22 protein-coding genes are annotated in these 25,916 nt (G+C 65.4%); 16 read left to right on the top strand and 6 right to left on the bottom strand.

Annotated features, from left to right (window positions below; genetic code table 11):
* The first annotated feature begins 33 nt into the window (after positions 1–33).
* Positions 34–924, top strand: a complete 891-nt coding sequence (locus tag AC25MA_RS17790) for a LysR family transcriptional regulator (protein WP_486972248.1) — start codon at positions 34–36, stop codon at positions 922–924.
* On the opposite strand, the gene AC25MA_RS17785 is transcribed toward AC25MA_RS17790, so the two are convergent.
* The 4 genes from AC25MA_RS17785 to AC25MA_RS17770 form a co-directional block, all read right to left on the bottom strand.
* Positions 918–1,541 (bottom strand): dTMP kinase, encoded by a 624-nt coding sequence (locus AC25MA_RS17785; protein ID WP_069016885.1) that lies wholly within the window; start codon positions 1,539–1,541, stop codon positions 918–920. The genes AC25MA_RS17790 and AC25MA_RS17785 overlap by 7 nt on opposite strands.
* A 42-nt stretch (positions 1,542–1,583) precedes the next feature.
* Positions 1,584–2,006 (bottom strand): PA0061/PA0062 family lipoprotein, encoded by a 423-nt coding sequence (locus AC25MA_RS17780; RefSeq protein ID WP_236248110.1) that lies wholly within the window; start codon positions 2,004–2,006, stop codon positions 1,584–1,586.
* A gap of 171 nt (positions 2,007–2,177) precedes the next feature.
* Complete coding sequence (locus AC25MA_RS17775; RefSeq protein ID WP_028688821.1) at positions 2,178–3,077, bottom strand: proline iminopeptidase-family hydrolase; 900 nt, start codon at positions 3,075–3,077, stop codon at positions 2,178–2,180.
* A gap of 98 nt (positions 3,078–3,175) precedes the next feature.
* The gene (locus tag AC25MA_RS17770; RefSeq protein ID WP_028688820.1) at positions 3,176–3,937 is read right to left on the bottom strand and encodes a LuxR family transcriptional regulator; all 762 of its coding nucleotides are present in this window, start codon (positions 3,935–3,937) and stop codon (positions 3,176–3,178) included.
* A 172-nt stretch (positions 3,938–4,109) separates the two neighbouring features.
* Between AC25MA_RS17770 and AC25MA_RS17765 the strand changes: the two genes are divergently transcribed.
* The 6 genes from AC25MA_RS17765 to AC25MA_RS17740 are packed head-to-tail and all read left to right on the top strand — an operon-like array spanning position 4,110 to position 10,326.
* Positions 4,110–5,000: a proline iminopeptidase-family hydrolase gene (locus AC25MA_RS17765; RefSeq protein WP_028688819.1), complete on the top strand. Its 891-nt coding sequence runs from the start codon at positions 4,110–4,112 to the stop codon at positions 4,998–5,000.
* A gap of 3 nt (positions 5,001–5,003) precedes the next feature.
* Entirely contained in the window at positions 5,004–5,951 is a 948-nt protein-coding gene (locus tag AC25MA_RS17760; RefSeq protein ID WP_028688818.1) for an ABC transporter permease, read from the top strand.
* Positions 5,948–6,796, top strand: a complete 849-nt coding sequence (locus AC25MA_RS17755) for an ABC transporter permease (protein WP_486972247.1) — start codon at positions 5,948–5,950, stop codon at positions 6,794–6,796. Before AC25MA_RS17760 ends, AC25MA_RS17755 begins: the two co-directional genes overlap by 4 nt.
* Complete coding sequence (locus AC25MA_RS17750) at positions 6,793–7,779, top strand: ABC transporter ATP-binding protein (RefSeq protein ID WP_463402225.1); 987 nt, start codon at positions 6,793–6,795, stop codon at positions 7,777–7,779. Before AC25MA_RS17755 ends, AC25MA_RS17750 begins: the two co-directional genes overlap by 4 nt.
* Entirely contained in the window at positions 7,776–8,750 is a 975-nt protein-coding gene (locus AC25MA_RS17745) for an ABC transporter ATP-binding protein (RefSeq protein ID WP_207852106.1), read from the top strand. The genes AC25MA_RS17750 and AC25MA_RS17745 overlap by 4 nt, the downstream gene beginning before the upstream one ends.
* A 34-nt stretch (positions 8,751–8,784) precedes the next feature.
* Entirely contained in the window at positions 8,785–10,326 is a 1,542-nt protein-coding gene (locus tag AC25MA_RS17740) for an ABC transporter substrate-binding protein (RefSeq protein WP_028688814.1), read from the top strand.
* 43 nt (positions 10,327–10,369) lie between these two features.
* Here the strand turns inward: AC25MA_RS17740 and AC25MA_RS17735 are convergent, their stop codons facing one another.
* Together AC25MA_RS17735 and AC25MA_RS17730 are read right to left on the bottom strand one after the other, a co-directional pair.
* The gene (locus tag AC25MA_RS17735) at positions 10,370–12,517 is read right to left on the bottom strand and encodes a hypothetical protein (RefSeq protein ID WP_486972246.1); all 2,148 of its coding nucleotides are present in this window, start codon (positions 12,515–12,517) and stop codon (positions 10,370–10,372) included.
* Positions 12,504–13,706 (bottom strand): DUF3142 domain-containing protein, encoded by a 1,203-nt coding sequence (locus tag AC25MA_RS17730; protein WP_463402226.1) that lies wholly within the window; start codon positions 13,704–13,706, stop codon positions 12,504–12,506. Before AC25MA_RS17730 ends, AC25MA_RS17735 begins: the two co-directional genes overlap by 14 nt.
* Positions 13,707–14,298: 592 nt before the next feature.
* Between AC25MA_RS17730 and AC25MA_RS17725 the strand changes: the two genes are divergently transcribed.
* Genes AC25MA_RS17725 through AC25MA_RS17685 form a run of 9 tightly spaced genes read left to right on the top strand, consistent with a single transcriptional unit; the run spans position 14,299 to position 25,902 of the window.
* A complete protein-coding gene (locus AC25MA_RS17725; protein ID WP_486972245.1) occupies positions 14,299–16,173 on the top strand; it encodes a 3-dehydroquinate synthase in 1,875 nt (624 codons plus the stop codon).
* Between the two features lie 5 nt (positions 16,174–16,178).
* Entirely contained in the window at positions 16,179–17,048 is an 870-nt protein-coding gene (locus tag AC25MA_RS17720) for a UbiA family prenyltransferase (protein ID WP_463402241.1), read from the top strand.
* Positions 17,045–17,818 carry an EboA domain-containing protein gene (locus AC25MA_RS17715; RefSeq protein WP_463402228.1) on the top strand — a complete coding sequence of 258 codons (774 nt, stop codon included), beginning with the start codon at positions 17,045–17,047 and terminating at the stop codon, positions 17,816–17,818. Before AC25MA_RS17720 ends, AC25MA_RS17715 begins: the two co-directional genes overlap by 4 nt.
* Positions 17,819–17,853: 35 nt before the next feature.
* A complete protein-coding gene (locus AC25MA_RS17710) occupies positions 17,854–18,738 on the top strand; it encodes a TatD family hydrolase (RefSeq protein WP_028688808.1) in 885 nt (294 codons plus the stop codon).
* Positions 18,735–19,967 (top strand): metabolite traffic protein EboE, encoded by a 1,233-nt coding sequence (eboE, locus tag AC25MA_RS17705; RefSeq protein ID WP_028688807.1) that lies wholly within the window; start codon positions 18,735–18,737, stop codon positions 19,965–19,967. The genes AC25MA_RS17710 and eboE overlap by 4 nt, the downstream gene beginning before the upstream one ends.
* Positions 19,957–21,402 (top strand): alkaline phosphatase family protein, encoded by a 1,446-nt coding sequence (locus AC25MA_RS17700; RefSeq protein WP_486972275.1) that lies wholly within the window; start codon positions 19,957–19,959, stop codon positions 21,400–21,402. Before eboE ends, AC25MA_RS17700 begins: the two co-directional genes overlap by 11 nt.
* A complete protein-coding gene (locus tag AC25MA_RS17695; protein WP_213883308.1) occupies positions 21,381–22,523 on the top strand; it encodes a hypothetical protein in 1,143 nt (380 codons plus the stop codon). The genes AC25MA_RS17700 and AC25MA_RS17695 overlap by 22 nt, the downstream gene beginning before the upstream one ends.
* A 10-nt stretch (positions 22,524–22,533) precedes the next feature.
* On the top strand, positions 22,534–24,921 hold the full coding sequence (locus AC25MA_RS17690) for a hypothetical protein (protein WP_486972244.1): 2,388 nt from the start codon (positions 22,534–22,536) through the stop codon (positions 24,919–24,921).
* A gap of 57 nt (positions 24,922–24,978) precedes the next feature.
* Entirely contained in the window at positions 24,979–25,902 is a 924-nt protein-coding gene (locus AC25MA_RS17685; protein WP_197866207.1) for a hypothetical protein, read from the top strand.
* Positions 25,903–25,916 lie beyond the last annotated feature (14 nt).

Genomic DNA, 25,916 nt, shown 5'->3' with positions numbered 1-25,916 from the left:
GAGCCCGTGAACACTTTCATTGCAGGAGTGAAAATGATCCGTCTCGACGACCTCGGCATCTTTGTGCGCAGCGCCGCGTTGGGCAGCTTTACCGCGGCCGCCCATGAAGCCGAGCTGCTGCCCGGCCAGGCGGCCGAGGCGGTCAAGCGCCTGGAGCGTGAGCTGGACGTACGGCTGTTTGCCCGCACCACGCGCAGCCTGCGCCTGACGGCCGAGGGCGAGCAGTACCTGCCCTCGGCCCTGGCCGCCTTGGAAGCGCTCCGGCAAGGGCGGGACAACCTGCTGCGCGAGAGCGCCCAGCTAAGCGGAACGTTGCAAGTGGCCGCGCCGTCCGACCTGGGGCGCAACGTGCTGTTGCCCTGGCTTACGGCGTTTCGCCGCGAGCACCCGCAGTTGAACCTGCGCCTGTTTCTCTCCGACCAGATCGCCGATCTGTTCCGCGACCCGGTGGATATCGCCATCCGCTACGGCCTTAACGCCGACGCCAACTACATTGCCCTGCCACTGGCGCCGTGGAACCGTAAGGTGCTGGTGGCTTCGCCCGAGTACCTGGCGCGACAAGGCACGCTGCACAGTCCCGAGGAGTTGCGCGAGCACCAGTGCCTGCTGTACATGCAGCAGGGTCGGGTCTACGACAAGTGGCAACTGGGGACGCAGACCGTGCAGGTGCGTGGCGCCCTGTTCTGCGACGATGCCGATATCGCCCGGCGCTGGGCCGTGGCGGGCGAAGGGATCACCTACAAGTCCTGGCTGGATGTGAGTGACGACGTATTGGCGGGACGGCTCGTCGTGCTGTTGCAGGATCACCCCGGGCCGACGCTGCCGCTAAGCCTGGTGTGCCCGCACCGCAAGCAGTTGTCGCCTGCGGTGAAACAGTTGCACGCCTGGCTGTCGAGCCGCCTCGCCGCGCTGGAACGCTACTGATCAGACGGCGGCAGCACGCCCTGGATCGCCGATACCACCTGCCGCGTCGCCGCTTCGAGGGTGCCTTCATTACGGCACAAGACCCAGCCGTGATCGGCAACCGCTCGCTCGAAAGCTTGCGTGCACACCACATGCTCATGCAGTTCATGCATCACGGTACTGCTTAGCCCACGCGAGCGCGCCGCTGCCCTGCTCCACGAGATTTCGGGGTCGGTGACAACACCCACGTGCAGGTCCGGCACACGCACGCCGTGTTCGATGTTCAGCCGCAAGATCTCGGCAAACGGCACCAGCCGGCGAAATGCGGCTTCGGACGGGTACCAGCGATCGATCAGGATGATGCTGTCCTTGGGCTGCCTGGCCAGCACATGTTGGGAAATCCAGGCCCGGCTCAGCGCAAGGCGCTCACAGACCTTCATCTCCAGATCCCGGCAAGGGTCCCTGACGAACTGGTTGACCAGGGCCATGGTTTCGCCCCGATAAGGATCGCTTTTCTTCTCGCTGATGCGGATCACCTTCCTGTTGTCCGCCCTCAGCGCCTGGGTGACGGACTCCAGCAGCGTGGTCTTGCCGGTGCCTTTGGGCCCGTCCAGGGAAATGAACAGCGAACGATTCATGCGTCACACAACGATTGGTTTCCTTCATCGACAGACATGGGCTTACATCAGGCAGTAGAACTCGCTGACCTCTGCGACGATCTCCCGGGCGGCATTGTACAGCCTCGCCTCAGGCGTGAGGGCCATGGAGCGGGCTTCAAGCAGATAGCGCTGGCCGGCCTGGAAGTGGGCGTAGTCGAGGGTCAGATAGCATTGGCGGACGGTGGTGCCGCCCATCATGCTCAACCCGCCTCCGCCACTCGTTTCGTAGTCGAACCTGACGACCAGTTGATGACTGCCGGGAGTGACCTGGAAGAAGCGGCCCTCCTCCAGGCGCTGCTTGTCCAGGCGTTCGGCCAGCAGCACGCGGTCGTTGGGGAATGGCAGCGAAAGGTCGACCCAGGCCATCTCGGGGTTGGCGGCTGGCATGGGGGACTGGCAGCCCGGGATGGCGGTAATCAGCAACAGCAGTAGCAGCCGGCGCATGATGGGTAATCCTTTGGGGAATGGTCAAAGAATAGCGCTGGGGGGGCAGGCTGTTAATCGTCTGGTTCGAGGCCTGGGATGACGGCTGATGTGAAGGAAGGAATAAAACTCAGGCCCGCCGGGATGAACCCGGACAGGCCTGAGGAAGGGAAAACCGTCGAATGCTACGCGCTACAGACTCTCGTCAAGAAACTTCACCACAGTCCCCATGCACGCCACCCGCTCTTCCACATGAGGCATGTGGCTCGAGTTTTCGAACAGCGCCCAGCGGATCCCGGGGATCAGGTCGAGGTACGGCTTGACCACCAGCGGCGTCGCCTCGTCATAGCGCCCGGAAATCAGCAGGCTTGGCACGTTGATCTGCGGCAGGCGGTCGACGATGGTCCAGTCCTTGGTGCTGCCGATGATATGGAACTCGTTTGGTCCGGTCATGGCGTGGTACACGGTCGGGTCGGCATCCACCTGGGCGAAGGTGCGCGCCACCTCTTCAGGCCAGGGTTTGAGCCGGCACACATGACGGTCGTAGAACACCCGGGTGGCGGCGATGTAGTCGGCGGCGGTGTAGTCGCCGACGGCCTCGTGGCGCAGCAGGGTGTCCTGGACGTCCTTGGGCAGCTCTTCGCGCAGGCGGTTGGCCTCGCGCACCCAGGTGCGCATGTCCGCCGGCGAGTTGGCGATCACCAGGCAACGCAGGCCCCGCGGCTGGCGCACCGCGTGCTCGCTGGCCAGCATGCCGCCCCAGGACTGCCCCAGCAGCGCGTAGCGCTCGGTGATGCCCAGGTGCTCCAGCAGGTTGTCGAGCTCCTCGAGGAACAGCTTGACCGTCCAGAACGACGCCGGCATGTGTGGCAGGTGGGTCGAGCGGCCATTGCCCAGTTGGTCGTAGTGAATGACCGGGTAGCCACCGGCCGCGACGTCCTTGTAGGCGTCGACATAATCAAAGGTGCAACCTGGGCCACCGTGCAGGATGACCAGCGGGGTGCGGCCGCAATCCAGGTCACCGGTGACGCGGTACCAGGTCTGGTAGTCGCCGAAAGGGGCAAAACCTTCACGCGATTGGGTGAGTTCCATGTCATCCGGCTCCGTGCGAATCATGGTGCACACAATAACCCTACGCGTGGCGCGGCATAACTAGAGAGTTCTCTAGGTTTTCGACCTTTTTTGTTGCTTCACTGATCAAGCAGGCGGTAATGCACCGCCCGGGCGACCGCCTGGACACGGTTTTTCGCCCCCAGTTTGTGCATGGCCGAGGTCAGGTGCAGGGAAATCGTCGCCAGCGAGCGGTTGAGCTTCTCGGCGATCTCCCCCGCCGTCAGGCCTTCGGCGGCCCAGCGCAGGCATTCGACCTCGCGGCGGGTCAAGCGGATGACGCGGGTGGCGGACTCCTTGGCCAGCAAGGGATAGGCCGCCTCCTGCAAGGCATGGGCGATCAGGCTGAAATCGCCCAGGTGCTCCCGGGCGTCGTCCAGGTCGCGTTGGCTGGACTGGGGGCGCAGGCCGGTCAGGGTCGCCAGCCCGCCCCGTGGCAGGTGGATGGGCACGGTCACGCCGCAAGTCAGCTGTGCGTCGTGCAGGTAACCGACCACCGGAGCGTGGCGCTGGTCGATGTGGCGCTGCAGAACGGTCTCGCCCTTGGGCAGGTACGACCAGACGAAGGGGGCGATGGAGGACACCGCCACCTGCTGCACCGGGTCGATCTGGTAAAAGCCCTCGGAACACCACAGGTCCTGCCAGTCCTTCGGGGTCTGGCGCAGCCGGACCACGCTCGGGGTGATCAGCTCGCCGACATGGTCCAGTGGCACCGGGCTGTAGTCGTACACCAGGGCATCGAAGCCCAGTTCCGCCGCCAGTTCGGCGACGCTGTCCATCTGCTCATCGAGGCTATCGTCCGACGCCAGACGCGCATTGAGTTCAGCCACCTTGGCCTGCATACCTGACACTCCCTGTGATTCCTTTTGGATTTCCATCTCGAAGTCCGGCACGTAGAATGCCACGGCTTGGCGCGGGACTGCCATACGAAACCTATAGGAAACACTAGCTTGTAGGCGACGAAAACTCCTGCGCTAGTTATAGCTGCAAGCCATGGCCAACAGGAGAGTAGCGATGTGGCGTGAGATGCAACCTGACCAGCAGTTCAACGTATCGGTCGATGGCCACAATCTCGTGGTGTACAGCTTTGGTGAAGGGGACGAGGTGCTGTTGTGCCTCAATGGTGGGCCGGGGCTGCCCTGCGACTACCTGCGCGACGCCCATGCCTGGCTCAAGGACAAGGGTATCCGCGTGGTCGCCTTCGACCAACTGGGCACCGGCGCCTCCGACCGCCCCGATGACGACAGTCTGTGGAATATCACCCGCTACGTGGCCGAGGTCGAGCAGGTGCGCCAGGCCCTGGACCTGGGCCGTGTACACATGCTCGGGCATTCCTGGGGCGGCTGGCTGGCGATCGAGTACGCCATTCATCACCCGCAGTCGCTGAAAAGTCTGATTCTCGAGAATACCGTCGGCGACATCCCGCACCTGATCACCGAGCTGGAACGCCTGCGCGGCGCCCTGGGCAGCGAAACAGTGGCGATGATGCAGCGCCATGAGGCCATGGGTACCCTCGACCACCCGCAGTACCAGGCCGCCATCACCCTGCTCAACTACCGCCACGTCTGCCGGCTCGATGAATGGCCGGCGCCGATCCAGCGTTCGCTGGGCGACTGGAACATGGGCCCCTACAGCACCATGCAGGGCCCCAACGAGTTCCTCTATATCGGCAACCTCAAGGACTGGAACCGCCTCGAGCAGATGGGCGCGTTCCGCATGCCGGTGCTGATCACCACCGGCCAGCACGACGAACTGACCCCGGCCTGCGCCATGCGCATGAAGCTGGCGCTGCATGATCGTGCCGAGCTGCATGTGTTCCCCAACAGCAGCCATATGCCGTTCTACGAAGAGCCCCAGGCCTATTTCCCGGTGTTGCTGGATTTCCTGCAACGCAACCGGGGTTGATCGATGAGCCTGGCACGCTACCGGTTCGTCCTCATCCGTCCGTTACAACTGCTGCCGGTGCTGCTGGGCATCAGCATCATCACCTTCGTGCTGGTGCGCTCGATCCCCGGGGATCCGGCGCGGGTGCTGCTGGGCGCGCGCAGCACCCCGGACGCGATCCAGAAGATCCGCGCGCAATTCGGCCTCGATGAGCCGATCTGGGCGCAGTACCTGTACTTCCTCAAGAACCTGCTCAATGGCGACCTGGGCAAGTCGCTGCTGTACAAGGTCGACGCCCTGCCGCTGATCGCCAGCCGCATCGAGCCGACCCTGATGCTGGTGCTGGGCAGCGTGGCCCTGGCGCTGCTGATCGCCGTGCCGCTGGCCATCCTCGCCGCCCGCCACAAGGGCGGCTGGGCCGACAACCTGATCCGCCTGTTCACCACCGCCGGCCTCGGCTTGCCGGCTTTCTGGCTGGGGTTGATGCTGATCCTGTTGTTCAGCGTGCACTGGGGGCTGTTCCCGGTATCCGGCTATGGTCGCACCTGGGTCGAGAAGCTGCACCACCTGGTGCTGCCCTGCCTGACCATCGCCCTGGCGCTCTCGGCGGTACTGGTGCGCAACCTGCGCGCCAGCATCCTGCTGGAGATGCAGGCCGACCATGTCACCGCCGCCCGTGCCCGGGGCCTGGGCGAAGGGGCGATCCTGCGCAGGCATGTCCTGCCCAACTCCATGGTGCCGACCATCAACCTGCTGGCGGTCAACATCGGCTGGCTGATCAGCGGCACGGTAGTGATCGAGAGCCTGTTCTCCCTGCCGGGCGTCGGCCAGTTGCTGGTGCGCGGCATCTTTACCCGCGACTACATGGTGGTCCAGGGCGTGGCCATGGTGCTGGCCTGCGCCACGGTGGCGGTGAACTTCCTCGCCGACGTGGCGACTACCGTCCTCGATCCGCGGGTGAAGATCCAATGAGCGCCATCGTCGCCCTGCGCGCACGCCTGGCCTGGAACCTGGGCGATGGCCGCCTGACCCTGTACTGCGGCCTGGCCATCGTCTTCGGCTGGTGCCTGCTGGCGCTGTGCGCGCCGTGGGTCGCGCCGTTCGATCCGCTGCTGCAGAACGGCGACCTGCGCCTGGCCGCGCCCAGCCTGGCGCACCCTTTCGGCACCGACAACTTCGGCCGCGATGTGTTCTCGCGGGTAATCTGGGGCGCCCGCGTCGACCTGCAGATGGCCTTGATCGGGGTGATCTTCCCGTTCCTGCTCGGCACCTGCATCGGCGCGGTGTCCGGTTACGTCGGCGGCTGGCTGGACAACGCCTGCATGCGCATGATCGACATCGTCCTGGCCTTCCCGTTCCTGGTGCTGATGCTGGCGATCATGGCCATTCTCGGTCCGGGCCTTGGCAGCTTCTATATCGCCATGGCCCTGGTCGGCTGGGTGTCCTATGCGCGGCTGGTGCGCTCGCAGATCCTCGTCCTCAAGCAGAGCGACTTCGCCCTGGCCGCCAGGAGCCTGGGTTTCAGCCACCGGCGCACGCTGTTCGGCCACCTGCTGCCCAACGCGCTGTTCGGCTCGGTGGTGTTCTGCATGTCGGATGCCGTGCTGGTGCTGCTCAACGGCGCCGCCGTCAGCTACCTGGGCCTCGGTGTGCAACCGCCGACCCCGGAATGGGGCACCATGGTCGCCGAGGGGCAGAGCTTCATCACCAGCGCCTGGTGGATCTGCACCTTCCCGGGCCTGGCGGTGGTGACCCTGGCCATGGGCTTCAGCCTGCTGGCCGACGGTGTCGCCGAACGCCTGGGAGACCGCTCATGACCACGCCCCTGCTCCAGGTTCGCGGGCTGAGCGTCATCGCCCGCGCCGGCCAACGGGATATCACCCTGGTCGATCGGCTGTCCTTCGACCTCGGCGAAGGCGAGATCCTCGGCCTGGTGGGCGAAAGCGGCTCGGGCAAGACCCTGGCCTGCCGGGGCCTGATGCGCCTGCTGCCAGCAACGAACCTGCGGGTCGAAGGCCAGGCCGTGCGCCTGGCGGGCCATGACCTGCTGCGGCTGGACGAAGCTGGCATGCGCCGCCTGCGCGGCCGTGAGCTGGGGATGATCTTCCAGAACCCCAGCAGCCACCTGGACCCGCTGATGCGCATCGGCGAGCAGATTGCCGAAGGTATCCGCCTGCACCAGGGCTCGTCTCGCCGCGAGGCCCGGGCAGAGGCCATCGAGGTGCTGCGCCAGGTCGGTATCCCCGACCCGAAGTCCCGGGTCGACAACTATCCCCATGAGTTTTCCGGCGGCATGCGCCAACGGGCGATGATCGCCGTGGCCCTGGGCTGCAACCCCAAGGTGCTGATCGCCGACGAGCCGACCACGGCCCTGGATGTCACCGTGCAGGCGCAGATCCTGCGCCTGCTGCTGGAGCTGCGCGACCGCCGCGGCCTGTCGATGATCCTGATCAGCCACGACCTGGGCGTGGTGGCGCAGACCTGCGACAGCATTGCCGTGATGTACGCCGGGCGCCTCTGCGAGCACGGCGCCAAGCACGAGATGCTGGCCCGGCCCAAGCATCCCTACAGCGCCGGGCTGCTGGCCTGCCATCCTGCGGCGCAGCCTGAGGCATTACGCATGACCACCATCGCTGGGCAGCCACCGTTGCTTGATGACCTGCCGCCAGGCTGCCGTTTCGAATCGCGTTGCCCCCAGGCCATGCCGCGCTGCCGGCAGCAACTGCCCGAACTGCTGGAATCAAGCCCCGGCCACCGCCTGGCCTGTCATACCCCGCTGCTGGCCGGAGGTCCGTCATGACCACGTTGTTGCAGGTCAAGGACCTGCAGGTGCAGTTTCCCGCCGCAGGCAGCGGCCTGCTCAACCTGCGCCCGCGCAAGGTCAGCGCGGTCAACGGCGCCTCGCTGAATCTGGCTGCCGGCGAAACCCTCGGCCTGGTGGGCGAGTCAGGCTGCGGCAAGAGTACCCTGGCCCGGGCCATCCTCCAGCTCACCCCGAGCTGCGGCGGCCAGGTGCTGTACGACGGCACCGACATGAACCAGGGCAGCCCGGCGGATATCGCCCGCCTGCGCCACGAGACCGCGATGATCTTCCAGGACCCGTACAGCGCGCTCAACCCACGCCAACGCATCGGCCAGATCCTCGCCGAGGTGCTGCAGGTGCAGCGCAAGGTGCCCGCCGCGCAGATTCCGGCCCGGGTCGGCGAACTGCTCGAGCTGGTCGGCCTGCGCGCCGAGCTGGCCGAGCGCCGGCCCGGTTCGCTGAGCGGTGGCCAGTGCCAGCGGGTCGGCATCGCCCGGGCCCTGGCCGTCGAACCTCGGCTTATCGTCGCCGACGAATGCGTCGCCGCGCTGGACGTGTCGATCCAGGGGCAGATCATCAACCTGCTGCTGGAGTTGCGCGAGCGCATGGGCCTGGCGCTGCTGTTCATCACCCACGACCTGGGCGTGGTGCGCCGCCTGTGCGACCGGGTGGCGGTGATGTACCTGGGGCAGATCGTCGAGGAAGGCCCGGTGCATGAAGTCTTTACCGCCCCGCGCCACCCCTACACCGCCGCGCTGATCCAGTCCATCGCCGACATCGACCCGGCCCGGCGCCTGCCGCAGGACCCGCTGGCCGGCGAGCCGCCAAGCCCGCTGCACCTGCCCTCCGGCTGCGCCTTCCATCCCCGTTGCCGGCACGCGCTGCCCGGCTGCGCTGAAACCACGCCACCCGAGCATATCCAGGGCGCCCGGCGCCACGCCTGCGTGCATTCGCAACTGCCCTGCTGACATCACCACCATGACCATCAAACGGAGCTTGAGCATGAAACCCGCCGCATTGAAACTTCTCACCGCCGCCATACTGGCCGCCAGCACCCTGGCCAGCGGCATGGCCCAGGCAGCCGGCGTGCTGACCATCGGCTGCCGAGAGGAAAGCACCACCTTCGACCCGATCAAGAGCGCGCAGAACCGCGACAGCTGGGTGTTCGCCAACGTCTATGACGTGCTGATCCGCGTCGACAACAGCGGCACCCAACTCGTGCCGGGCCTGGCCGAAAGCTGGAAGGTCTCGGACGACGGCCTGACCTACACCTTCAAGATGCGCAACGCCAAGTTCTCCGACGGCTCGCCGATCACCGCCGAGGACGCCGCCTTCTCTCTGCTGCGCATCCGCGACAACCCAGGTTCGCTCTGGGCCGACTCGTACAAGATCATCGACACCGCCAAGGCCGCCGACCCGCATACCCTGGTGGTGACCCTGCACAGCAAGTCGGTGCCGTTCCTGGCCCAGCTCGCCACCGCCAACATCTCGATCCTGTCGAAAAAGGCCATGGACAAGCTTGGCGAGGAGGAATACGCACAGAACCCGGTGGTGTCCGGGGCTTTCAAACTCAAGGAATGGCTGCGGGGCGACCGGGTGATCCTGGAGAAGAACCCCGAGTTCTGGCAGGCCGACAAGGTCAGCCTGGATGGCGTGGAGTGGATCTCCATCCCGGATGATCGCACGCGCATGATGAAGGTCCAGGCCGGCGAACTGGACTCGGCGATCTTTGTGCCGTTCACCCAGGTGGACGAGTTGCAGAAGGACAAGAAGATCACTATCCATATCGACCCCTCGACCCGTGAAGACCACCTGCTGATCAACCACTCCAAGGGTCTGCTGGGCAAACGGGAAGTGCGTGAGGCGATCGACCTGGCGATCGACAAGAAGGCGCTGGTGGACACGGTCACCTTCGGTCACGGCGAAATGGCCTACTCCTACATTCCCAAGGGTGCGCTCTACCATAACGCCAACAACCCACAGCGCCCGTTCGACCCGGCCAAGGCCCGCGAGCTGCTGAAAAAAGCCGGCGCCGAGGGGCTGAAGGTCAACTACGTGGTCAACGCCGGCAACGAGGCCGACGAGCAGATCGCCGTGCTGGTGCAGAAGCAACTGGCCGATGTCGGCATCACTGCCAACCTGCAGAAGGTCGACCCTACCCAGAGCTGGCAGATGCTGGTCGACGGCGACTACGACCTGTCGGTGATGTACTGGACCAACGACGTGCTCGACCCGGACCAGAAGACCACCTTCGTGCTGGGCCACGACACCAACATGAACTACATGACCCGCTACCACAACGACAAGGTAAAGGACCTGGTGGCCGCGGCCCGTGTCGAGACCGACCCGGTCAAGCGCAAGCAGATGTATGAGGAGCTGCAGAAACTGGCCAAGCAGGACGTGCACTGGATCGACCTGTACTACAGCCCGTACATCAACATCTCGCGCAGCAATATCCAGAACTTCCTGCAGAACCCGCTAGGGCGTTTCACCCTGGAGGAGACGGTGAAGCTGGAAGCCGGGCAGAAGACCGCGCAGAACTGACGGCGGTTTATCGAGCGCCGCCCTCGCGGCGCTCGATCTCATTTCAAGCCTTTGCCTTGCGCCGCCGCATCCACGCCCAGGCAACCCCCGCCAGCACCACCAACCCCACCGGCAGTACCTGCGCCTTGTACGGCCGCAACGCCGTGCGCACGCTATCGAGCTTCTCGGTCAGGTAGCGCTTGTTGGCCTGGTCGAACCGGGGCTCCTCGCATTGCTTGCCGAAATCCTCCGCCCACTGCACGAACGGCCCCTGCTGGACGTAGCGCCTGTACAGCGCGCTTTCCTGTTCGCTGCCGGGCACCCAGCCGGCCGCGATGCACAGCACTGCGGCGAAGGCCTGGCTGCTGCGTGGCAGTTGGTCAGCGGCCTGGTTGGCCAGGTCGGCGGCGACATAGCGGTAGTGGTATCGCTGATCGGGCTTGGCCTCGGTCGCCCGTTGGCGCAGCACCTCGCCAGCAGCCAGGAACGGCCCTGGCTGCACTTCGGCGCTGCCCAGGCTGTAGCTGCCGCCCAACCAGGCGTAGTCGGGCGCCATTTCATAACCGAGGATCTCCATGCCCGCGCTGCGCGCCAGGGTTGCCGCAGCGTACAGCGCCTCGGCGCGGCCAGTGGGCGTCCAGCGCGAGACGGCATCCTGGCGGTGCTGGCCGTAGGCCTTGGCGTCGGCCTGCAATTGCGGCGTGGCGAAGTAGCCGGGCGCTTCGTCGTAGCGTCCTTCGCGCAGCAAGCGTCGCCCCAGCAGCTCGCGCAACTGGGTCGCCACCGGGCGAGGCACATAGCCGCCCTCTTCCACCTTGGGCGCTGGCGGCGCTGGCACATGAGCATCGACATAGCCTTTGAGCTCATCCAGGGTCAGCACGCGGTCAGCCACGTTGGCCGTGTCCTGCCAGTAGATTTCCTGGCTGCGGTACAGCAGGTCGAAGGCCTGCAGGTAATCGCCGCGCTCCAGCGCCAGGATCGCGCCCTCGCCTTCGACCCGGCAGCCGGGTTTAACGCTCTCATAGTCCCAATCGGGTGTCTGTCGCGAGCCCCATGATTCTTCACGTGGGAACGCGGCCGCAGCCTTGGCATAGGCAGCCGCCGCCTGGCTCTTGTCACCGTCGCGCAAGGCCAGCTTGGCGCGCAGCCACCAGGCAAGGCCGGTGTCGCCGGCCTGCTGCAGATAGCTTCTGGTCGCGGCATAGTTGCCTTGCTGGTAGGTCAACGCGGCCAGGCGGTCGGCGTCTTCGAGCTTGCCGCCAACACTGGCCTGCAGCAGCGCGGGCAGGCGTCGGACCTGGGTCGGCGGCTGGCCGTCGTAGTCCCAGCCGACATGGCTGAGCAGGTAGGCGGTGAGCAGCTTGCGCGGCATTGGCTGCGCCAGCAGCGCCTTCAATTGCTCATCCGGCAGGCTCACCAGTTCGTCGGCAAGCTGTCTGAGCGAGCTGTAGCCGCTGCCCGAGCCCAGGCGGCTCTGGCTGGCATACAACTGAATGGCGCTGTTCCAGTCGCCGGCGAGCTTGGCCAGGCGGGCCTCCTCGCCAAGGCTGGCCACCCCAAGCTCCAATGGGTCGCTGAAGCCTTCGGCGCTGAGCGCGCGGGCCTGGTGGAAGGCCTCGCGGGCCCGGGCTTGCAGGGCCTGTGGCGTCTGTTGCGGATCGTCGCTGGCCTCGAAGCTGCGGGCCGTCAAGGCCCGCCCCAGCGAGTAGGCCGCCCAGGTGCTGCGCAGCTTGCGTTGTTCGCCAGGCAGGGCCAGCACCTTGGCGAAATAGTCCGCCGCCAGGGCGTGATCGTCGGCATCGAAGGCCACTGCGCCGGCAATGTACAGGCGCAGTTCATCCGGCAGTTCGGCGCCCTGCTTCAGCACTTGCTGCGGATCGGCCAGTGCACGCAGTTGCGCGACCTTCTCGCGCAGCGACTCCGGCAACTCGCTGGCCTCGATACGGCTGCGCTGCTCACGGTACGGTCGGTCGTTGTCGTCACCGTCCCAGTAAGGGGTCAAGGTCATCTCGGTGGTGGGCTTGAGGCCTGCCAACTGTTCGCCGAGGCGATTGACCTCGAAGCCGAAATTGCCTTCTGGCAGCTCGGCCAGGGTTTGCGCCCGGTCGTCCAGCAGGCGCATCGGGAAGTCCGGGCCACAGGCCAGCGCCGTGCCGACCGGTACGCTCAGGGACAGGCACAGCAAACGGCGGGTCCAGTCAGGGGTAGACATTCCAGGCTCCTTGTTCGATTCCATGGCAGCGCGCCCAACCAAGGACGCGCCGGCCGCCAGCGGCCACACGCACGCTGGACTGGCGGTTGAAGACGAGGTGTTGCGGGGATTGCTGCAGGCGGTAGCCGTTGAGCCCGTCCGCGGCATCGCAAGACTCAACGTTCAGTTCCACCCGCGCGGGTACCGGCAGGTCGAGATTGCCGACGTTGACCAGGCTGATGTCGTAGAGCCCGGCCTGCCCGGACAGTTCGAGCCGCCATTGACTGGCGAGCGCGTCGCCGCGCGCCACCGCCTTTAAGGTGGTCAGGCTCCAGGCCCGACGGTCGCTGGGCAACGGCAGGCGGAACCAGATAAGCCCGGCCAGGTGGGCGGGCGGTTTGTCGCGCAGTTGCCTGCCCAAGTCCGCCAGTTGCTGCGGGTCGGCCAGCAGCTCGCGGCGCTCGCCGGCACGGTTCAATGGGGTTTCGCTTTCCACCAACGGCGCGCCGCCGGTATCCGCCAGCAACGCCACGCCATAGGCGGGCAAGGCCAGGTAGAACGGTCTGTCGCTGACCCGCCCCCAGCGCTCGGCCCAGGTTTTCGCCTGGTTCGGATCGAACAGGCCTCGCCGCGGATCGCTCACCGCGTGCACCTGCAGCACGCTGCTGTCCACCGCCTGCAACAGCGCCGGCAGGTGTGGGCTGTCGAGCCAGGCGGGCAGCGCGGTGATGCTCAGTTTTACGCCCGGTGGAAGTTGCTCACGCAGTTTCAGAAGGAACTGGGTGTAGCCCGGCAGGCGCGCACTGCCACTGTCGTGGTCGATCTCAAGTCCACTCGGGTTCACGCCAGCCGCCTGCCAGTCGGCCAGCAATTGGGCGATATGGGTACCGGCCGCCTGTACGTCGAGCGCGGGCAACTGGCCATCAAGACGCACCACGGCGATCACCGGGCGGCCATCGCTCCTGAGCTTGGGCAACTCGACCAGCGCCCTGCTCCAGCCGGCCTTGGGCTGGGCTTGCAAAGCCAGCACACGCAGGGTGGAGAAGTCGGCACGGCTTTCGGCCAAGGCCTGTTCATGGGCCGGCCGCCACTGGCGTTGCCAAATGTACAGTTGCTGGTCGAGGGGCGGTGCAGGTTCGGGCTGGCAGCCGGTGAGCGTTGCGAGAACGGCGGATAGGAACAGACGCCGAAGCGTGGCGGTGGCGGGCATACAATCCTTTGTCTGACGGGTTTGAGCGCCGGGAACAGGGGGAAATTTTACCTCAATGCAAGATCCAGCGGACACCCCTGAAAGGGCGTCGAACCAGGAAGAGTACAAATGTTTCCTTGCCCGCCTCCGGTAGCCGTGGTGCCTGCGCCCAAAAGTTTCTGCCGGTCTTCGCTGTTTAAAGAGCCTTATATATGCAGGCTGCAACTTTTATAAACAGGGCACCAACGATGATCAGGTTTCGAGATTACCAGACCTTGACGCAACCACCCTCTCGCACACTAGCGATTCTCATTAGAGATCAAACCCGTTATCGAAGCCATAAAAAATAATTAATCAAAAGGATTTAATCAAAAACAATAATTCGCAAAGCTTCTAATGTCGTGGCGCAGCCCCAGCGTTTCATCTAATGATCACGGGCCTTTTGCCCTTGCAAAAGCGACGCGACCGACTAGTTTTGTGATTGTCTTTGCCAACACTACAACTACAACACGACCGCCCCTCAGAGCAGGAGAATCTATTCTTCCAGGCGACGCCTGCCGCTGCATGTAGTTACTGAAACGGAACTCAGTCAAAACAACAAGAGGGACGCTTGATGAAGCGCAGCCATGGCTATCGTGTGCTCCTTGAAAAAGGGCCGGCCGCACATTTCTGGTTGTCACTGCTGTGTTTCTCAGGGCTGGTTATTACCAGTTTCCTGTTGTTCGAACAGCAGATCCAGGGTTTCCTCACCCATCTTGACCTGTATCGCCCTTCAACCCCCGTCCAGATGTTCAACCTGGCACTGTTGCTGATCGCCTTGCTGGCCCTGGACGTGGTGCTGCCCGTACCTTCAAGCATGGTCGCGCTGCTGGCCGTGGCCACCCTGGGCAGCATCAGCGGTTACCTGACGATCTTCATTGGCCTGTGCCTGGGCGCCGGGCTGGGCTACGCGTTGGGTGCCGGGTATCTGCGGATGTTGTCCAGCCGCCTCGGCCTGCACCAACGCCAGCCGGGGCAACTGGCGTACCGCCTGGGCACGCTGTCGCTGATCTGTCTGCGCGGCGTGCCGGTGCTGGCGGAAACCTCGGTGGTGGCCGCCGGCATGCAGCGCTATCCGATGCGCGCTTTCGTGCTGGTCACCACCTTGGCCAACGCGGGCCTGGCCTTGGCTTACAGCGCCATCGGCAGCTTCCTCGTCGAGCAGAACGCGTTGCTGGTGACGATTCTCGCCAGCATGATCCTGCCCGGCCTGTTCATTGCCGGGTACAGCCTGTTCAAGGCCTTGCGCCGTCGCCAACCGGCACCGCCACTGCGCGGGCGCTTCACGGTCAGCTACGACTATCCGGTGCTGTTCACCGACCACCTGTTCGATCCGCTCAACCCTTGCCTGCATCGTCAGCTCACCGCCCAGCAGCACGGCCGGGTGACGGTGCTGATCTTCGCCGATGAGCAGCTGCTGCGCTGCGCACCGCACCTGCCGGGCCAGATCGACGCGTACTTCGTCGCCCATGGCGCGGACCTGCTCCTGAAGGCGGCACCGATCGCCGTGCCCGCCGGCGAGCTGAGCAAGGACGCCCAGGTACTGCAGCAGCTGTATGCAGACATGCTGGCCCATGGGCTGGACCGCCACTGCTGCGTCCTGGCCCTGGGCGGTGGCGCCGTGCTCGACGCGGTGGGCTACGCCTGTGCCACTTTCCACCGGGGCATGCGCCTGATCCGCCTGCCTAGCACGGTGCTGGCGCAGAATGACGCCGGCATCGGGGTGAAAAACGGTATCAATGCCTTCGGCCAGAAAAACCTGCTGGGCGCCTTCTATCCCGCCACCGCGGTGATCAACGACTTCCAGTTGCTGACCACCCTGGGTCACCGCGACCAGATCGCCGGGCTCGCCGAGGCGGTCAAGGTGGCGCTGATCAAGGACCGCACCTTCTTCGAGTGGATGGAGCGCCAGGCCGACGCCCTCGCCCGCTTCGACCACCCGGCCAGCCGCCATGCCATCCGCCGCTGCGCCGAGCTGCACCTGGGGCATATCACCGGCGCCGGCGACCCTTTCGAGCGCGGCAACGGTCGTCCACTGGACTACGGCCACTGGGCGGCGCATCGGTTGGAGAACCTCAGCCAGCATCGACTGCGTCATGGCGAGGCCGTGGCGGTGGGCATGGCCCTGGACGGGTTGTATGCCAATGCCCTGGGGCTGTTGAACGATATCGACAGCGAGCGGATCTTGAGCCTGTTGCTCAGGCTTGGCTTCAACCTGTGCCCTGCGGAGCTGAACCTGAAGGATGACCAGGGACGTTCTCGAGTGCTGCTGGGGCTGGAGGAGTTCCGCCAGCATCTGGGCGGCCAGCTGTCCATCCCCATGCTCAGCGGCATCGGCGCATCGGTCGACCTCCACGAGATCGACGACGGCCTGATGGAACAGGCGCTGCTGCGCCTCGCCAGCTATCGCGGCAATCTGCTCGCCCTCGGCGAGGGCTGTGCGCAATGAGCCAGATGAAGACCTGGATGACCGTCGGCCGCGTTTCCAACCTGCCCACGGTATGGACCAACACCCTGGCCGCCGCATTGTTGGCCAGCAGCGCCGGAGCCCTGGCGCCACCTTCCTCGCTGGTGTGGATCCTGCTGCTGGCCATGCTGTCGCTGCTGTACCTGGCGGGCATGCTGCTCAACGACTTGCTGGATGCCGACTGGGACCAGCAGCACCACAACCCACGACCCATCACCCTGGGCCTGGTCAGCCGTCGGCAGGTGCGCCTGGCCACCTGGCTGGCGTTGCTGCTGGCGGCCGCCGCAGCCCTGGGCTTGAGCCGGTTGATCGAGCAACCGCATTGGCTGCTGGCCAGCGTCACCCTGCTGGTGGGCTGCATCCTCGGCTACAACCTGCTGCACAAGAAATACGCCCACAGCGTCTGGTTGATGGGCGCCTGCCGCTCGGCCCTCTACCTCACCGCGGCGGCCAGCCTGGCGATGCCGACCCAGCCCATCTGGCTGTGCGCCTTGCTGCTTGGCGTGTACATCAGCGGCCTGACCTACCTGGCGCGCCAGGAGCACCTCAACCAACTGCTCAGCCGCCTGCCGCTGGTGTTGATGCTGAGCCCGCTGGCCCTGGTGGGCTACGCCGACACCCTGTGGTTCTGGCCGGTGCTGCTGCTGTGGCTGGGCTGGCTGGGCTGGCACTACTGGCTGCACCTGGCCGATCCGCGCCGCCGCCAGGTGCGCGCCTTCATCGGCGCGGGGCTGGCGGCCCTGCCGCTGTTCGATGCCCTGGTGCTGGCAGTGGCCGACCAGCCCCTGGGCAGCCTGCTGTGCGTCCTGGTGTTCTTCCTGCTTCCACACCTACAGCGCTGGATCAAACCGACATGAACAGTGATATCGCTACGTCGACAACAGCGGCGCTCAAGATGCGCCACGACTGCCTGGCCGCACGGCACCAGGCCCTGGCCGCGCAACTCGAACCGATCGAGTTGCAGTGGTGGCACGAGGCCCAAGAGCGCCTCGGGCAGTCACCGGATGCCAACACCGCGGCACTGCTGAGCGGCCAGTGCAAGCGCAGGATCCACGAACAGGCCATGCGTGACGATGAGCACTGCAGCCAGTTGCAACTGGCGCGCGCCTTGCTGCTGGCCCAGGTCCTCGGGCAACAGCCGCAGGACGGTCAGTTGCCCTTGCTGCGCCAACTGTTCCTGTGGGGCGACGACCAGGAAAAAGTCGCGCTGCTCAAGGCCCTCGACTGGATCGACAGCTCGGGGCTGTGCGTACCGCTGGCCCTGCAGGCCGGGCGCACCAGCAACAGCGAGGTGTTCGCAGCCCTAGCCCTCGACACCCCCTACCCGTCCCGCCACTACCCGGAGCGGGCCTTCCACCAGCTGGTGCTCAAGGCACTCGGCATGGGGCTCGACGTGCGGCGTCTGGTCGGCCTGGCACAGCGCCACGGCGTCTCGCTCAACCAACTGGCCCTCGACCTGCTGGACGAGCAGCTCGCGGCCGCCCGCACGGTCTCGCCTGGGCTGCACCTGGCCATCGCCTTCGACCTGCTCAGCCCGGCGCAACGCCAGCGCCTGCTCGGCCTTCACCAGCAACAACGCCTGCCGCCGGCGTGGCACGACCACCTGGCCGACCGCCACGCGAGCTGATGCCCGACGACGCCTTCCCCTGAAGAGGATTCACCATGCCCAAGTATTTCGACCCGCATATCCACATGGTCAGCCGCACTACCGACGACTACCAGAACATGGCCGCCGCCGGTATCACCGGGGTGATCGAGCCGGCGTTCTGGCAAGGCCAGGCGCGTACCAGCGTCGGCAGTTTCGTCGACTACTTCGATACCCTGCTGGGCTGGGAACGCTTTCGCGCCAGCATGTTCGGCATCCATCATTTCTGCACCATCGGCCTGAATCCCAAGGAAGCCAACGACCTGTCGGTGGCCAACGAAGTGCTGGAGATTCTGCCGCGCTACCTGGTCAAGGACGGCGTGGTTGCCGTCGGCGAGATCGGTTATGACGACATCACACCGGAAGAAGACCGCTTTCTCGCGCTCCAGCTGGAGCTGGCCCGGCAGTTCAACCTGCCGGTGCTGGTACACACCCCACACCGCGACAAGATCGGCGGCACCAAGCGCACCCTGGCGGTGATTCGCGAAGTGGGGATTGCCGAGCACCTGGTGATCATCGACCACCTCAACGAACTGACCCTGCCGCTGGTGCTCGACAGCGACTGCTGGCGCGGCCACTCCATCTACCCCAACACCAAGATGTCGGAGCAGCGCATGGTGGCCCTGCTCAAGGAATACGGCACCGAGAAGATGGTGGTCAACAGCGCCGCCGACTGGGGCATCAGCGATCCGCTGAAGGTGCCCAAGACCGGTCAGGCCATGCTGGCCGCCGGTTTCAGCGAGGCCCAGGTGGAACAGGTGCTGTTCGACAACCCGGTGGACTTCTTCGCCCAGAGCGGCCAGCTGGACAAGGCCCAGGTCGCCACGCCGCTGCCCATCGACCAGCGCCGCCGCTGGCAGGAAAACTCGGCCCTGCGTGGCCAGGATCCGGTGATCAAATGACCTTGGGCCTTGGTTGGACCGCCGCGCAGCTCGGCTACTGCGCTAATGTGCACCCGGCCCGCGACCTGCCCGCGCTGCGCGTTGCCATCGACCGGCACTTCCAGGGCGTGCGCAGGCTGCGCGGGCTCGACCAGCAGGACAGCGGGCTGTGGATCAGCGCAGCAGCCGCAACCGAACTGCGGGAGCCGCCGAAACGGCGGGCGTTTTTCGATCTGCTGCGGCGCAGCGGGCTATGCCTGACCTCGCTCAACGGCTTTCCCTATGGGCAGTTCCATGAGGGCACGGTAAAAGCCGCCGTGTACCTGCCCAGCTGGGCCGAGCCGCAACGGCTGGCGTACAGCCTGGACCTGGCGCGGCTGCTGGCCGAGGCCCTGCCGCCGGCGTGCCCGCAGGGGGCGATCTCCAGCGTGCCGCTGGGCTACGCCGCCCACTGGAACCCGACGCTGCAGCACCAGGCCGAGGAACACCTGCGCCAGCTCACGGCGGCACTGGCCCGGCTGCACCAGGAAACCGGCAAGAGGATCGTGATGTGCCTGGAAATGGAGCCGGACTGCGTGCTGCAGACCACCGACCAGGCCATCGCCTTCTTCCACCACTGGCAAGCCAGCGACCCGCATCATGAGTACCTGGCGCTGTGCTTCGACGTCTGCCACCAGGCGGTGATGTTCGAGGACTGCCGGCAGTCTCTGGAAAGCCTGCGCCAGGCCGGGGTGCCCATCGGCAAGATCCAGCTGTCGAACGCGATGATCTGCCGCCTGCCGACCGACGACCCGAGCCGCTGCGTACAGGTTCTCGACGTGCTGGGCAGCTTTGCCGAAGCCACCTACCTGCACCAGGTGCAGGCGCGCGACGTCCGGGGCCGCATCCAATGCTGGGCGGACCTGCCGGCCGCGCTCGCCGCCTGTGCGTCGCAGCCTGGGCGCTACCCGGAGCTGCGGGTTCATTTCCACATTCCGCTGTTCAGCGAACACCTGCTGCTGCCCGAACTCGGCGGCAGCCAGATGGCCCTGGCGCAGACCTTCGATTTCCTGGCCGCGCACGAGGATGTGCGCCCGGTGCTCGAGGTGGAGACCTACAGCTGGGGCGTACTGCCCGCGCCAGTGCGACCCAGCGACGAACAGGCCCAGCACCGGGGCATCCGCGACGAGCTGCGTTGGGTCGAGGAGCAGTTGCGCCAGCGCCGCCTCCTGCAACCCCAGGCGCGGGAGGTGCATGCCGATGCCCTCTGACTCGCCACGTCAACCGTTGCTGCTGATCAACGTGGTCGGCCTGACGCCCGCGCTGCTCGGCGCGACAACGCCGCACATCAACCGGTTGCTGCAATCGGCCAGGATGGCCAGCCTGCAACCGACGTTTCCCGCCGTCACCTCCACGGTGCAGGCCTCGATCCTCACCGGCCTGTCACCGGCCGAGCACGGCATCGTCGGCAACGGCTGGTATTTTCGCGACCAGGCCGAGGTGCGCTTCTGGTTGCAGCCCAACGCCCTGATCCAGGGCGAGAAGGTCTGGCAGACGCTCAAGCGCGAGCTGCCGGGCTTTCGCTGCAGCCAGTTGTTCTGGTGGTACAACATGTACGCGGACGTGGACGCCGCCATCACCCCGCGCCCGCACTACCCGGCCGATGGCCGCAAGCTTTTCGGGCTGTACTCGTCACCGGCAACGTTGCATGCGCGGATCGAGGCGCAGATCGGCGAGTTTCCGTTCCCGGCGTTCTGGGGGCCGGCCGCCGGCATTGCCTCCAGCCGCTGGATCGTCGACTGCGCCATCGCCGAGTTCCAACTCGATCACCCGGACCTGCAGCTGGTCTACCTGCCGCACCTGGACTACTGCCTGCAACGGCTCGGGCCGGAACATCCGTCGATCGCCGACGAGGTGCGAGCCATCGACCACGAGGTCGGACGACTGCTGCGCTTCGCCGAGGAACAGGGCGCGGCGGTAATGCTGCTGTCCGAATACGGCATCGAGGCGGTCAGCCAATCGGTGTCCATCAATCGCCTGCTGCGCGCCGAAGGTCTGCTGCAGGTGCGTCAGTCATTGACCTGGGAACTGCTCGACCCCGGCGCCAGCGATGCCTTCGCCGTTGTCGATCATCAGATCGCCCACGTCCATGTGCGCCAGCCCGAGGACATCGCCAAGGTCAAGGCACTGTTGCAGCGTCAACCCGGGATCGAGCAGGTACTGGACAAGACCGAGCAACGGGCCTGGCAGCTGGACCACCCGCGCAGCGGCGAGCTGGTGGCCGTGGCCGCCGCCGGTCACTGGTTCGACTATCACTACTGGCTCGACGCGCGCAAGGCACCGGACTTCGCCCGCACCGTGGACATCCATCGCAAGCCCGGCTACGACCCGCTGGAGCTGTTCATCGACCCGGCCATCCGCTTCCCCCGCTTGAGGGTGGCGCGCCGCCTGCTGCAGAAAAAGCTCGGCTTTCGTTACTACATGGACCTCATCCCGCTGGACACCACGCTGGTGCGCGGCAGCCATGGCCGGCTGCCCGCCAGTGAGCGGGAAGGCCCGCTGCTCATCACCAATTGTGACCTGCCGTTGCCGCAGCGCCTTGCGGCAACGGCGGTGAAACAACTGCTCCTGCAGCATTTCCTGGGGCACCCCTACACCGAACTGGCCAATGCCAAGGAGCACACATGCGGCGAGCCCTCTCAATAACCGTCCTCAGCGCACTGGCCGGACTGGTCCAGGCCGAGGGCACCAACAGCTTCGATTGCAACCAGTTCATGCAGTTCGGCGGCAACGTCGACCAGGCCCGCCAGGCGTTCGCCCAGGGGCCTGAAACCATGAGCTGGAACTGGTTCGTCTGCCTGAACCAGCCGGTCGAGTCCAACAGCCCCAACCGGGTCTGGGAAACCCTCAAGCCTTCGGATCAGGTCTACCTGAGCAATGGCGCCGCGCCGCTGCCCTGGGGACAGAGCCAGCCGGTGCCGGCTCCGGTGTTGCTGGCGGCCCAAGCACAGGGCCTGGACCTCAACCGCACGTTCCATAACCTCAACGCCGTCCAGCAGGTGGATGGCCTGATCCTCGAGATGGGCGGCGCGGTACCGACCGCGCAACAGGGCCAACCGGTGCGCTTCCAATTGTTAATGGGCGAGGACACCTTCGACTACATCGTGCAGAAACAGGTGTACAACGTGAACGGCCAGGCCGCCTTGACCAGCAACCTGGACTTTCCCTCCACCGCCTGGGAGCTCAAGGCCGCCTGGCTGTGGGTCGGCAACGACCCGAGCTACCAGCAGCAACTGCAAGACGATGGCTACTACATCGCCCAGGCCTACTACCAGCAGGACAACGGCCAGTACCAGGTCGGCTACGCCGCGCTCAGCGGCCTGCACGTGGTCAACAAGCTGAACCCGCAATGGGTCTGGACCACCTTCGAGAATCGCAACAACGGCAAGTACACCGTGACCAACGCGATTCCGCCCACCCCGATGAGCAACAGCACCGGGCCGACGCCGGCGGCGCAGACGGCCAATACCGCCTTCCAGGCGCAGTACCCGCAGCTTGCCCAGTACGAACTGATCGGTACCCAGTCCGAGACCAATCCGACCCTGCTCGCCAACTCCCAGCTCGAGTCGGCCTTCCAGAGCCAGTCGTCCTGCTTCGCCTGCCACGGCACGGCGGCGTACTCCAAGACCAAGGGCTACTTCAACTTTGCCCAGAAGCAGCAGGACGGCATCGTCTACCCCACTGCCCCGGTACCGGCGTCCGAATTCGCCGGATACAACAAACTGGACTTTGTCTGGTCGCTGAAACGCGCCCAGTGGCAACGCTAAGGAGCAAGACATGAGCGTACTGAACTTTCCGCGCATCTACCTGGGCGGCCACCTGTACTGGAATCCGCCGACCGCCAACAACAACGACATGTTTCCACTCTACGACGCCTCGAAGATGCGCCTGAACTGGCGCTTCCTCGAGTACTACGGGATCAACCCGGCGAATGCCGCCAGCAAGCTGATGCCGTGGGTGATCGCCCCGCAGATTCTGCTCGAGGCCCCCGAGTATGTCACCCAGGTGCCGGGCAACGTCGCGCAGAACCCCAGTGTGATGATCCCCGGCGAGTGGAACCTGTTCGGTGACAACGCCTGCGGCACGGTCAACTACACCCCAACCGACCCCACCATCCCGGCGACGGCCTCCGTCATCACCGGCGGTGAACTGCCCGGCGGGGGTTACGTCAGCCAGGACCCGTTGATCAACCAGACCTACAACCTGTTCGGCAACCCGTTCGGCAGCGACGCCCCCACCCCGGCCCGCTTCGTCGACGTCAGCCCTTGGCAGAACACCTTCACGGCGCTGTATTTCGACCGGCTGGTGCTGGGCGATGCCCAGTGCGGCCTGACCCTCAAGCGCCAGCACCGCATGCTCGACCGTTTCCTGAATTTCAACTGGGCAAGCCTGGGTGGCCTGATCTACGTGACCACCACCTGGCAGACCTGCTTCCCGAAAGAGAACCTGAGCTGGGTGATCGGCAACTCGCAACTGCTGCAGAACCTGCAGCAACAAATGGAACAGCAGAACGCCAAGGGGCTGATGTTCCGCTTCTCCACCTACCTGACCTGCTACGACAAGAACGGTGTCTTCAACGACCAACCGCCCATCAATACCCATTCCACCACACCGGCGGATCTGGCCAATGTTCAGCAGATGTACCAGAAGGGCCTGGACAATGTCGGCAGCATCTTCTTCAACCCTGCCTACAGCCGTACCGCGGGCACCCTGGGCTTGTGGTTCGACGACGAGTTTCCCACGGCGCCGGCCGGGCGGCGGCTGGTTCCTTGCACGCCGGTGCAGTTGCAGAAGGACGGCGTGGATTTCAAAGCCATGACATTGGGCGTGATCTCTGCACAGGTGCATGACAACACCCTGTCGCTGGACCTGCTCAACGGGTTCCCCAGCTATGCGCTTGATGCCCAGGCCAAGATACCGGTAGCGGCGAAGTTCAACGCTGGCAACTACCAGCTGGGGATACGCCAAGGCGGGCAGTTCACGCCGCTGGCCAGTTTCGGCTACGACGACTACCAGCAGGCAGCCTTTGACAAACGCTCGGGGATCCTCGACCTGCCGCTGAGCGCCGAGGCGCAAAAACAGCTGCAAAGCGGCGCGCTTGAGCTGCAGCAGCAAGGCGCGACGCCTGTGCAGGCGGCGACCCAGCAGATGTGGACCGCCGAGGTGGTCGAGAGTGCCAGCTTCATCGACGTCGGCGACAGCAAGACCTTGCAGATCATGGTGCAGTACGACGGCCTGCCCGCGCCGGCCGGCACCGTGCTGACGGTGGCCGAGTACAACAACGCCTACATGATGTGCACCACCGACTACTACCTGGCGTTCAGCAACCAGGCTGATTTCACGCTGTTTTTCGACGATCCGGACAAGCGCGCCAACAATACTCCCAACCTGCCACAGTTTGTCGGTACGCCGTCACTCACCCGCCAGCTGAGCGAAGGCACGGGGCGTCGGCTCACAGCGATCCACCCCGCCGACTCGACCGTCGGCATGAAGCCGGTGAGCTACCAGCAGTACCTGCCCACGCCAGGCTCGGTGGCCCTGAGCCCCAGCCTGGCGTTCGCCAATCCCATCCAGGGCCACGGCTCGCTGAAGGATGAGCCGAAGGGCAACGTGCAGTACAGCACCACGCAGATCACCACCGACGCCAACGGGGTCGCCCTGCTGACCGTCAGGGCCGTGGCGCCGGGCTTCCCGACCCTGCGCTTCTTCGTGCATGAGGCCGGGCAGGCGCCGCAGGTTCCGTTCAGCTTCAAGTTGTCACAGGCCTATACCGACTTTCTGGCGCCGCTGCGCGTGCTGCCGCAGGAGCCGGACATGCAGCAGGCGTTCGTCGATGCCTGGAACCTGGTCTACCAGCAGCAGGATGCCGGCCAGCAGATCTGGCAGCGCTTCATCTACCCGTTCATCCTGCAGCCGTTCTTCTACATGTACCCGATCATGAACAAGTACATGCCGCTGAACTCGCTGGCGCGCATAGAAGGCGCCGTGGACCAGCTCATCGTGCTGATCAGCAAGCAGTACCAGGAAGAAAGCACCCTGGCGATGCCGATCACCCGTGACATGCCGCAAAGCCGCCGGGCGGTGCTGGAGCTCTGGGCGCAGGCCCTGGTGAAACGCAACTACCCGCCCATCCCGCTGAGCATGAGCGACTACCCGCAGGCTTGACCGCAAGGACCGCCGGGTGACGGGGCTGTCACCCGGCATACTTCACAGGAGTGTCCAATGAACAAGCGCATCCTCGACCGACTGTTGCTGCTGATCCTGCTGCTGTGCCCTGCGCTGGTCGCCCAGGCGGACGACAGCGCCGTCTACTTCACCATGGGGGTGCACAACTCCCTGGGCTGCGATGCGAGCAACGGCAATTGCATCGCCAAGCGCGCGCCGAGCGACCCGTCCGATCCGTTCTTTCCGGCGTACTGGATCAGCGACTGGACCATGTACCGGGTCATGCGCAACTACCAGAACAACCCGCCGCCCTACAGCAACCCGCCCGCCACCCTGAGCCCGGCGGACTACACGGTCTCTCGCGGCACCAGCTACTACGACACCACCTACATTCCGCCGGACGGCGACGGCTTCGGCGCCATGATGGAGCACTACGAGAAGTACTGCCTGCCGATCTTCCCTATCCGCAACAACAATTACACCTGCTCGTTCGTCTCGCTGGGCAACAAGGCGTACTTCCTGACCTACCCGCAGGACCGTCCCAAGGACATGCCGGCCTGCTGCCTGTTCTCGCCGATGAACCATCCGCCGCGCCAGGACTTCATCAAGCACCTGCCCTACAGCGCCGCGCGCAGCCAGCACCTGGGCGCCAGCGTGCAGGCCTACGCCCTGGACCTGGACTCGCCCCAGGGCCCGATCCTGTTCGGTTACGCCTTCTACCGCAAAGCCTCGGGACAACCGCCCTACCGGCAACCGCAGTCGTTCTACTTTTCCGGGGACGCCAGCGTCGCCAATGCGCCGATCGTCAGCCAGAACTACACCGGTTTTCGCATGGTCAAGCCCGACCCGGCCCAGACCTGGGCGCGGGTCGCCGCCATGTGCCCGGCAAACCCGCCGCCCTGCCAGCTGTTCGAGCCACCCGCCGCGCAAAGCAACGGCCACAAGGCGCAGTGGAACCAGCTGATGCAACGCAAACCTTGAGCCATGCGAGGGAT

The sequence above is a fragment of the Pseudomonas sp. P65(2024) genome, assembly GCF_057480955.1.
This window is presented reverse-complemented; position numbering and strand designations above follow the sequence as displayed.

Bases quoted from the DNA above. Each gene is read 5' to 3' on its own strand.
- AC25MA_RS17695 (WP_213883308.1), top strand. From the start codon at position 21,381: ATGCGGCGAGCCCTCTCAATAACCGTCCTCAGCGCACTGGCCGGACTG.
- AC25MA_RS17785 (WP_069016885.1), bottom strand. From the start codon at position 1,541: ATGAATCGTTCGCTGTTCATTTCCCTGGACGGGCCCAAAGGCACCGGC.
- AC25MA_RS17740 (WP_028688814.1), top strand. From the start codon at position 8,785: ATGAAACCCGCCGCATTGAAACTTCTCACCGCCGCCATACTGGCCGCC.
- AC25MA_RS17700 (WP_486972275.1), top strand. From the start codon at position 19,957: ATGCCCTCTGACTCGCCACGTCAACCGTTGCTGCTGATCAACGTGGTC.
- AC25MA_RS17770 (WP_028688820.1), bottom strand. From the start codon at position 3,937: ATGCAGGCCAAGGTGGCTGAACTCAATGCGCGTCTGGCGTCGGACGAT.
- AC25MA_RS17730 (WP_463402226.1), bottom strand. From the start codon at position 13,706: ATGCCCGCCACCGCCACGCTTCGGCGTCTGTTCCTATCCGCCGTTCTC.
- AC25MA_RS17685 (WP_197866207.1), top strand. From the start codon at position 24,979: ATGAACAAGCGCATCCTCGACCGACTGTTGCTGCTGATCCTGCTGCTG.
- AC25MA_RS17760 (WP_028688818.1), top strand. From the start codon at position 5,004: ATGAGCCTGGCACGCTACCGGTTCGTCCTCATCCGTCCGTTACAACTG.
- AC25MA_RS17775 (WP_028688821.1), bottom strand. From the start codon at position 3,077: ATGGAACTCACCCAATCGCGTGAAGGTTTTGCCCCTTTCGGCGACTAC.
- AC25MA_RS17725 (WP_486972245.1), top strand. From the start codon at position 14,299: ATGAAGCGCAGCCATGGCTATCGTGTGCTCCTTGAAAAAGGGCCGGCC.
- AC25MA_RS17745 (WP_207852106.1), top strand. From the start codon at position 7,776: ATGACCACGTTGTTGCAGGTCAAGGACCTGCAGGTGCAGTTTCCCGCC.
- AC25MA_RS17720 (WP_463402241.1), top strand. From the start codon at position 16,179: ATGAAGACCTGGATGACCGTCGGCCGCGTTTCCAACCTGCCCACGGTA.
- eboE (WP_028688807.1), top strand. From the start codon at position 18,735: ATGACCTTGGGCCTTGGTTGGACCGCCGCGCAGCTCGGCTACTGCGCT.
- AC25MA_RS17765 (WP_028688819.1), top strand. From the start codon at position 4,110: ATGTGGCGTGAGATGCAACCTGACCAGCAGTTCAACGTATCGGTCGAT.
- AC25MA_RS17690 (WP_486972244.1), top strand. From the start codon at position 22,534: ATGAGCGTACTGAACTTTCCGCGCATCTACCTGGGCGGCCACCTGTAC.
- AC25MA_RS17755 (WP_486972247.1), top strand. From the start codon at position 5,948: ATGAGCGCCATCGTCGCCCTGCGCGCACGCCTGGCCTGGAACCTGGGC.
- AC25MA_RS17710 (WP_028688808.1), top strand. From the start codon at position 17,854: ATGCCCAAGTATTTCGACCCGCATATCCACATGGTCAGCCGCACTACC.
- AC25MA_RS17750 (WP_463402225.1), top strand. From the start codon at position 6,793: ATGACCACGCCCCTGCTCCAGGTTCGCGGGCTGAGCGTCATCGCCCGC.
- AC25MA_RS17715 (WP_463402228.1), top strand. From the start codon at position 17,045: ATGAACAGTGATATCGCTACGTCGACAACAGCGGCGCTCAAGATGCGC.
- AC25MA_RS17780 (WP_236248110.1), bottom strand. From the start codon at position 2,006: ATGCGCCGGCTGCTACTGCTGTTGCTGATTACCGCCATCCCGGGCTGC.
- AC25MA_RS17735 (WP_486972246.1), bottom strand. From the start codon at position 12,517: ATGTCTACCCCTGACTGGACCCGCCGTTTGCTGTGCCTGTCCCTGAGC.
- AC25MA_RS17790 (WP_486972248.1), top strand. From the start codon at position 34: ATGATCCGTCTCGACGACCTCGGCATCTTTGTGCGCAGCGCCGCGTTG.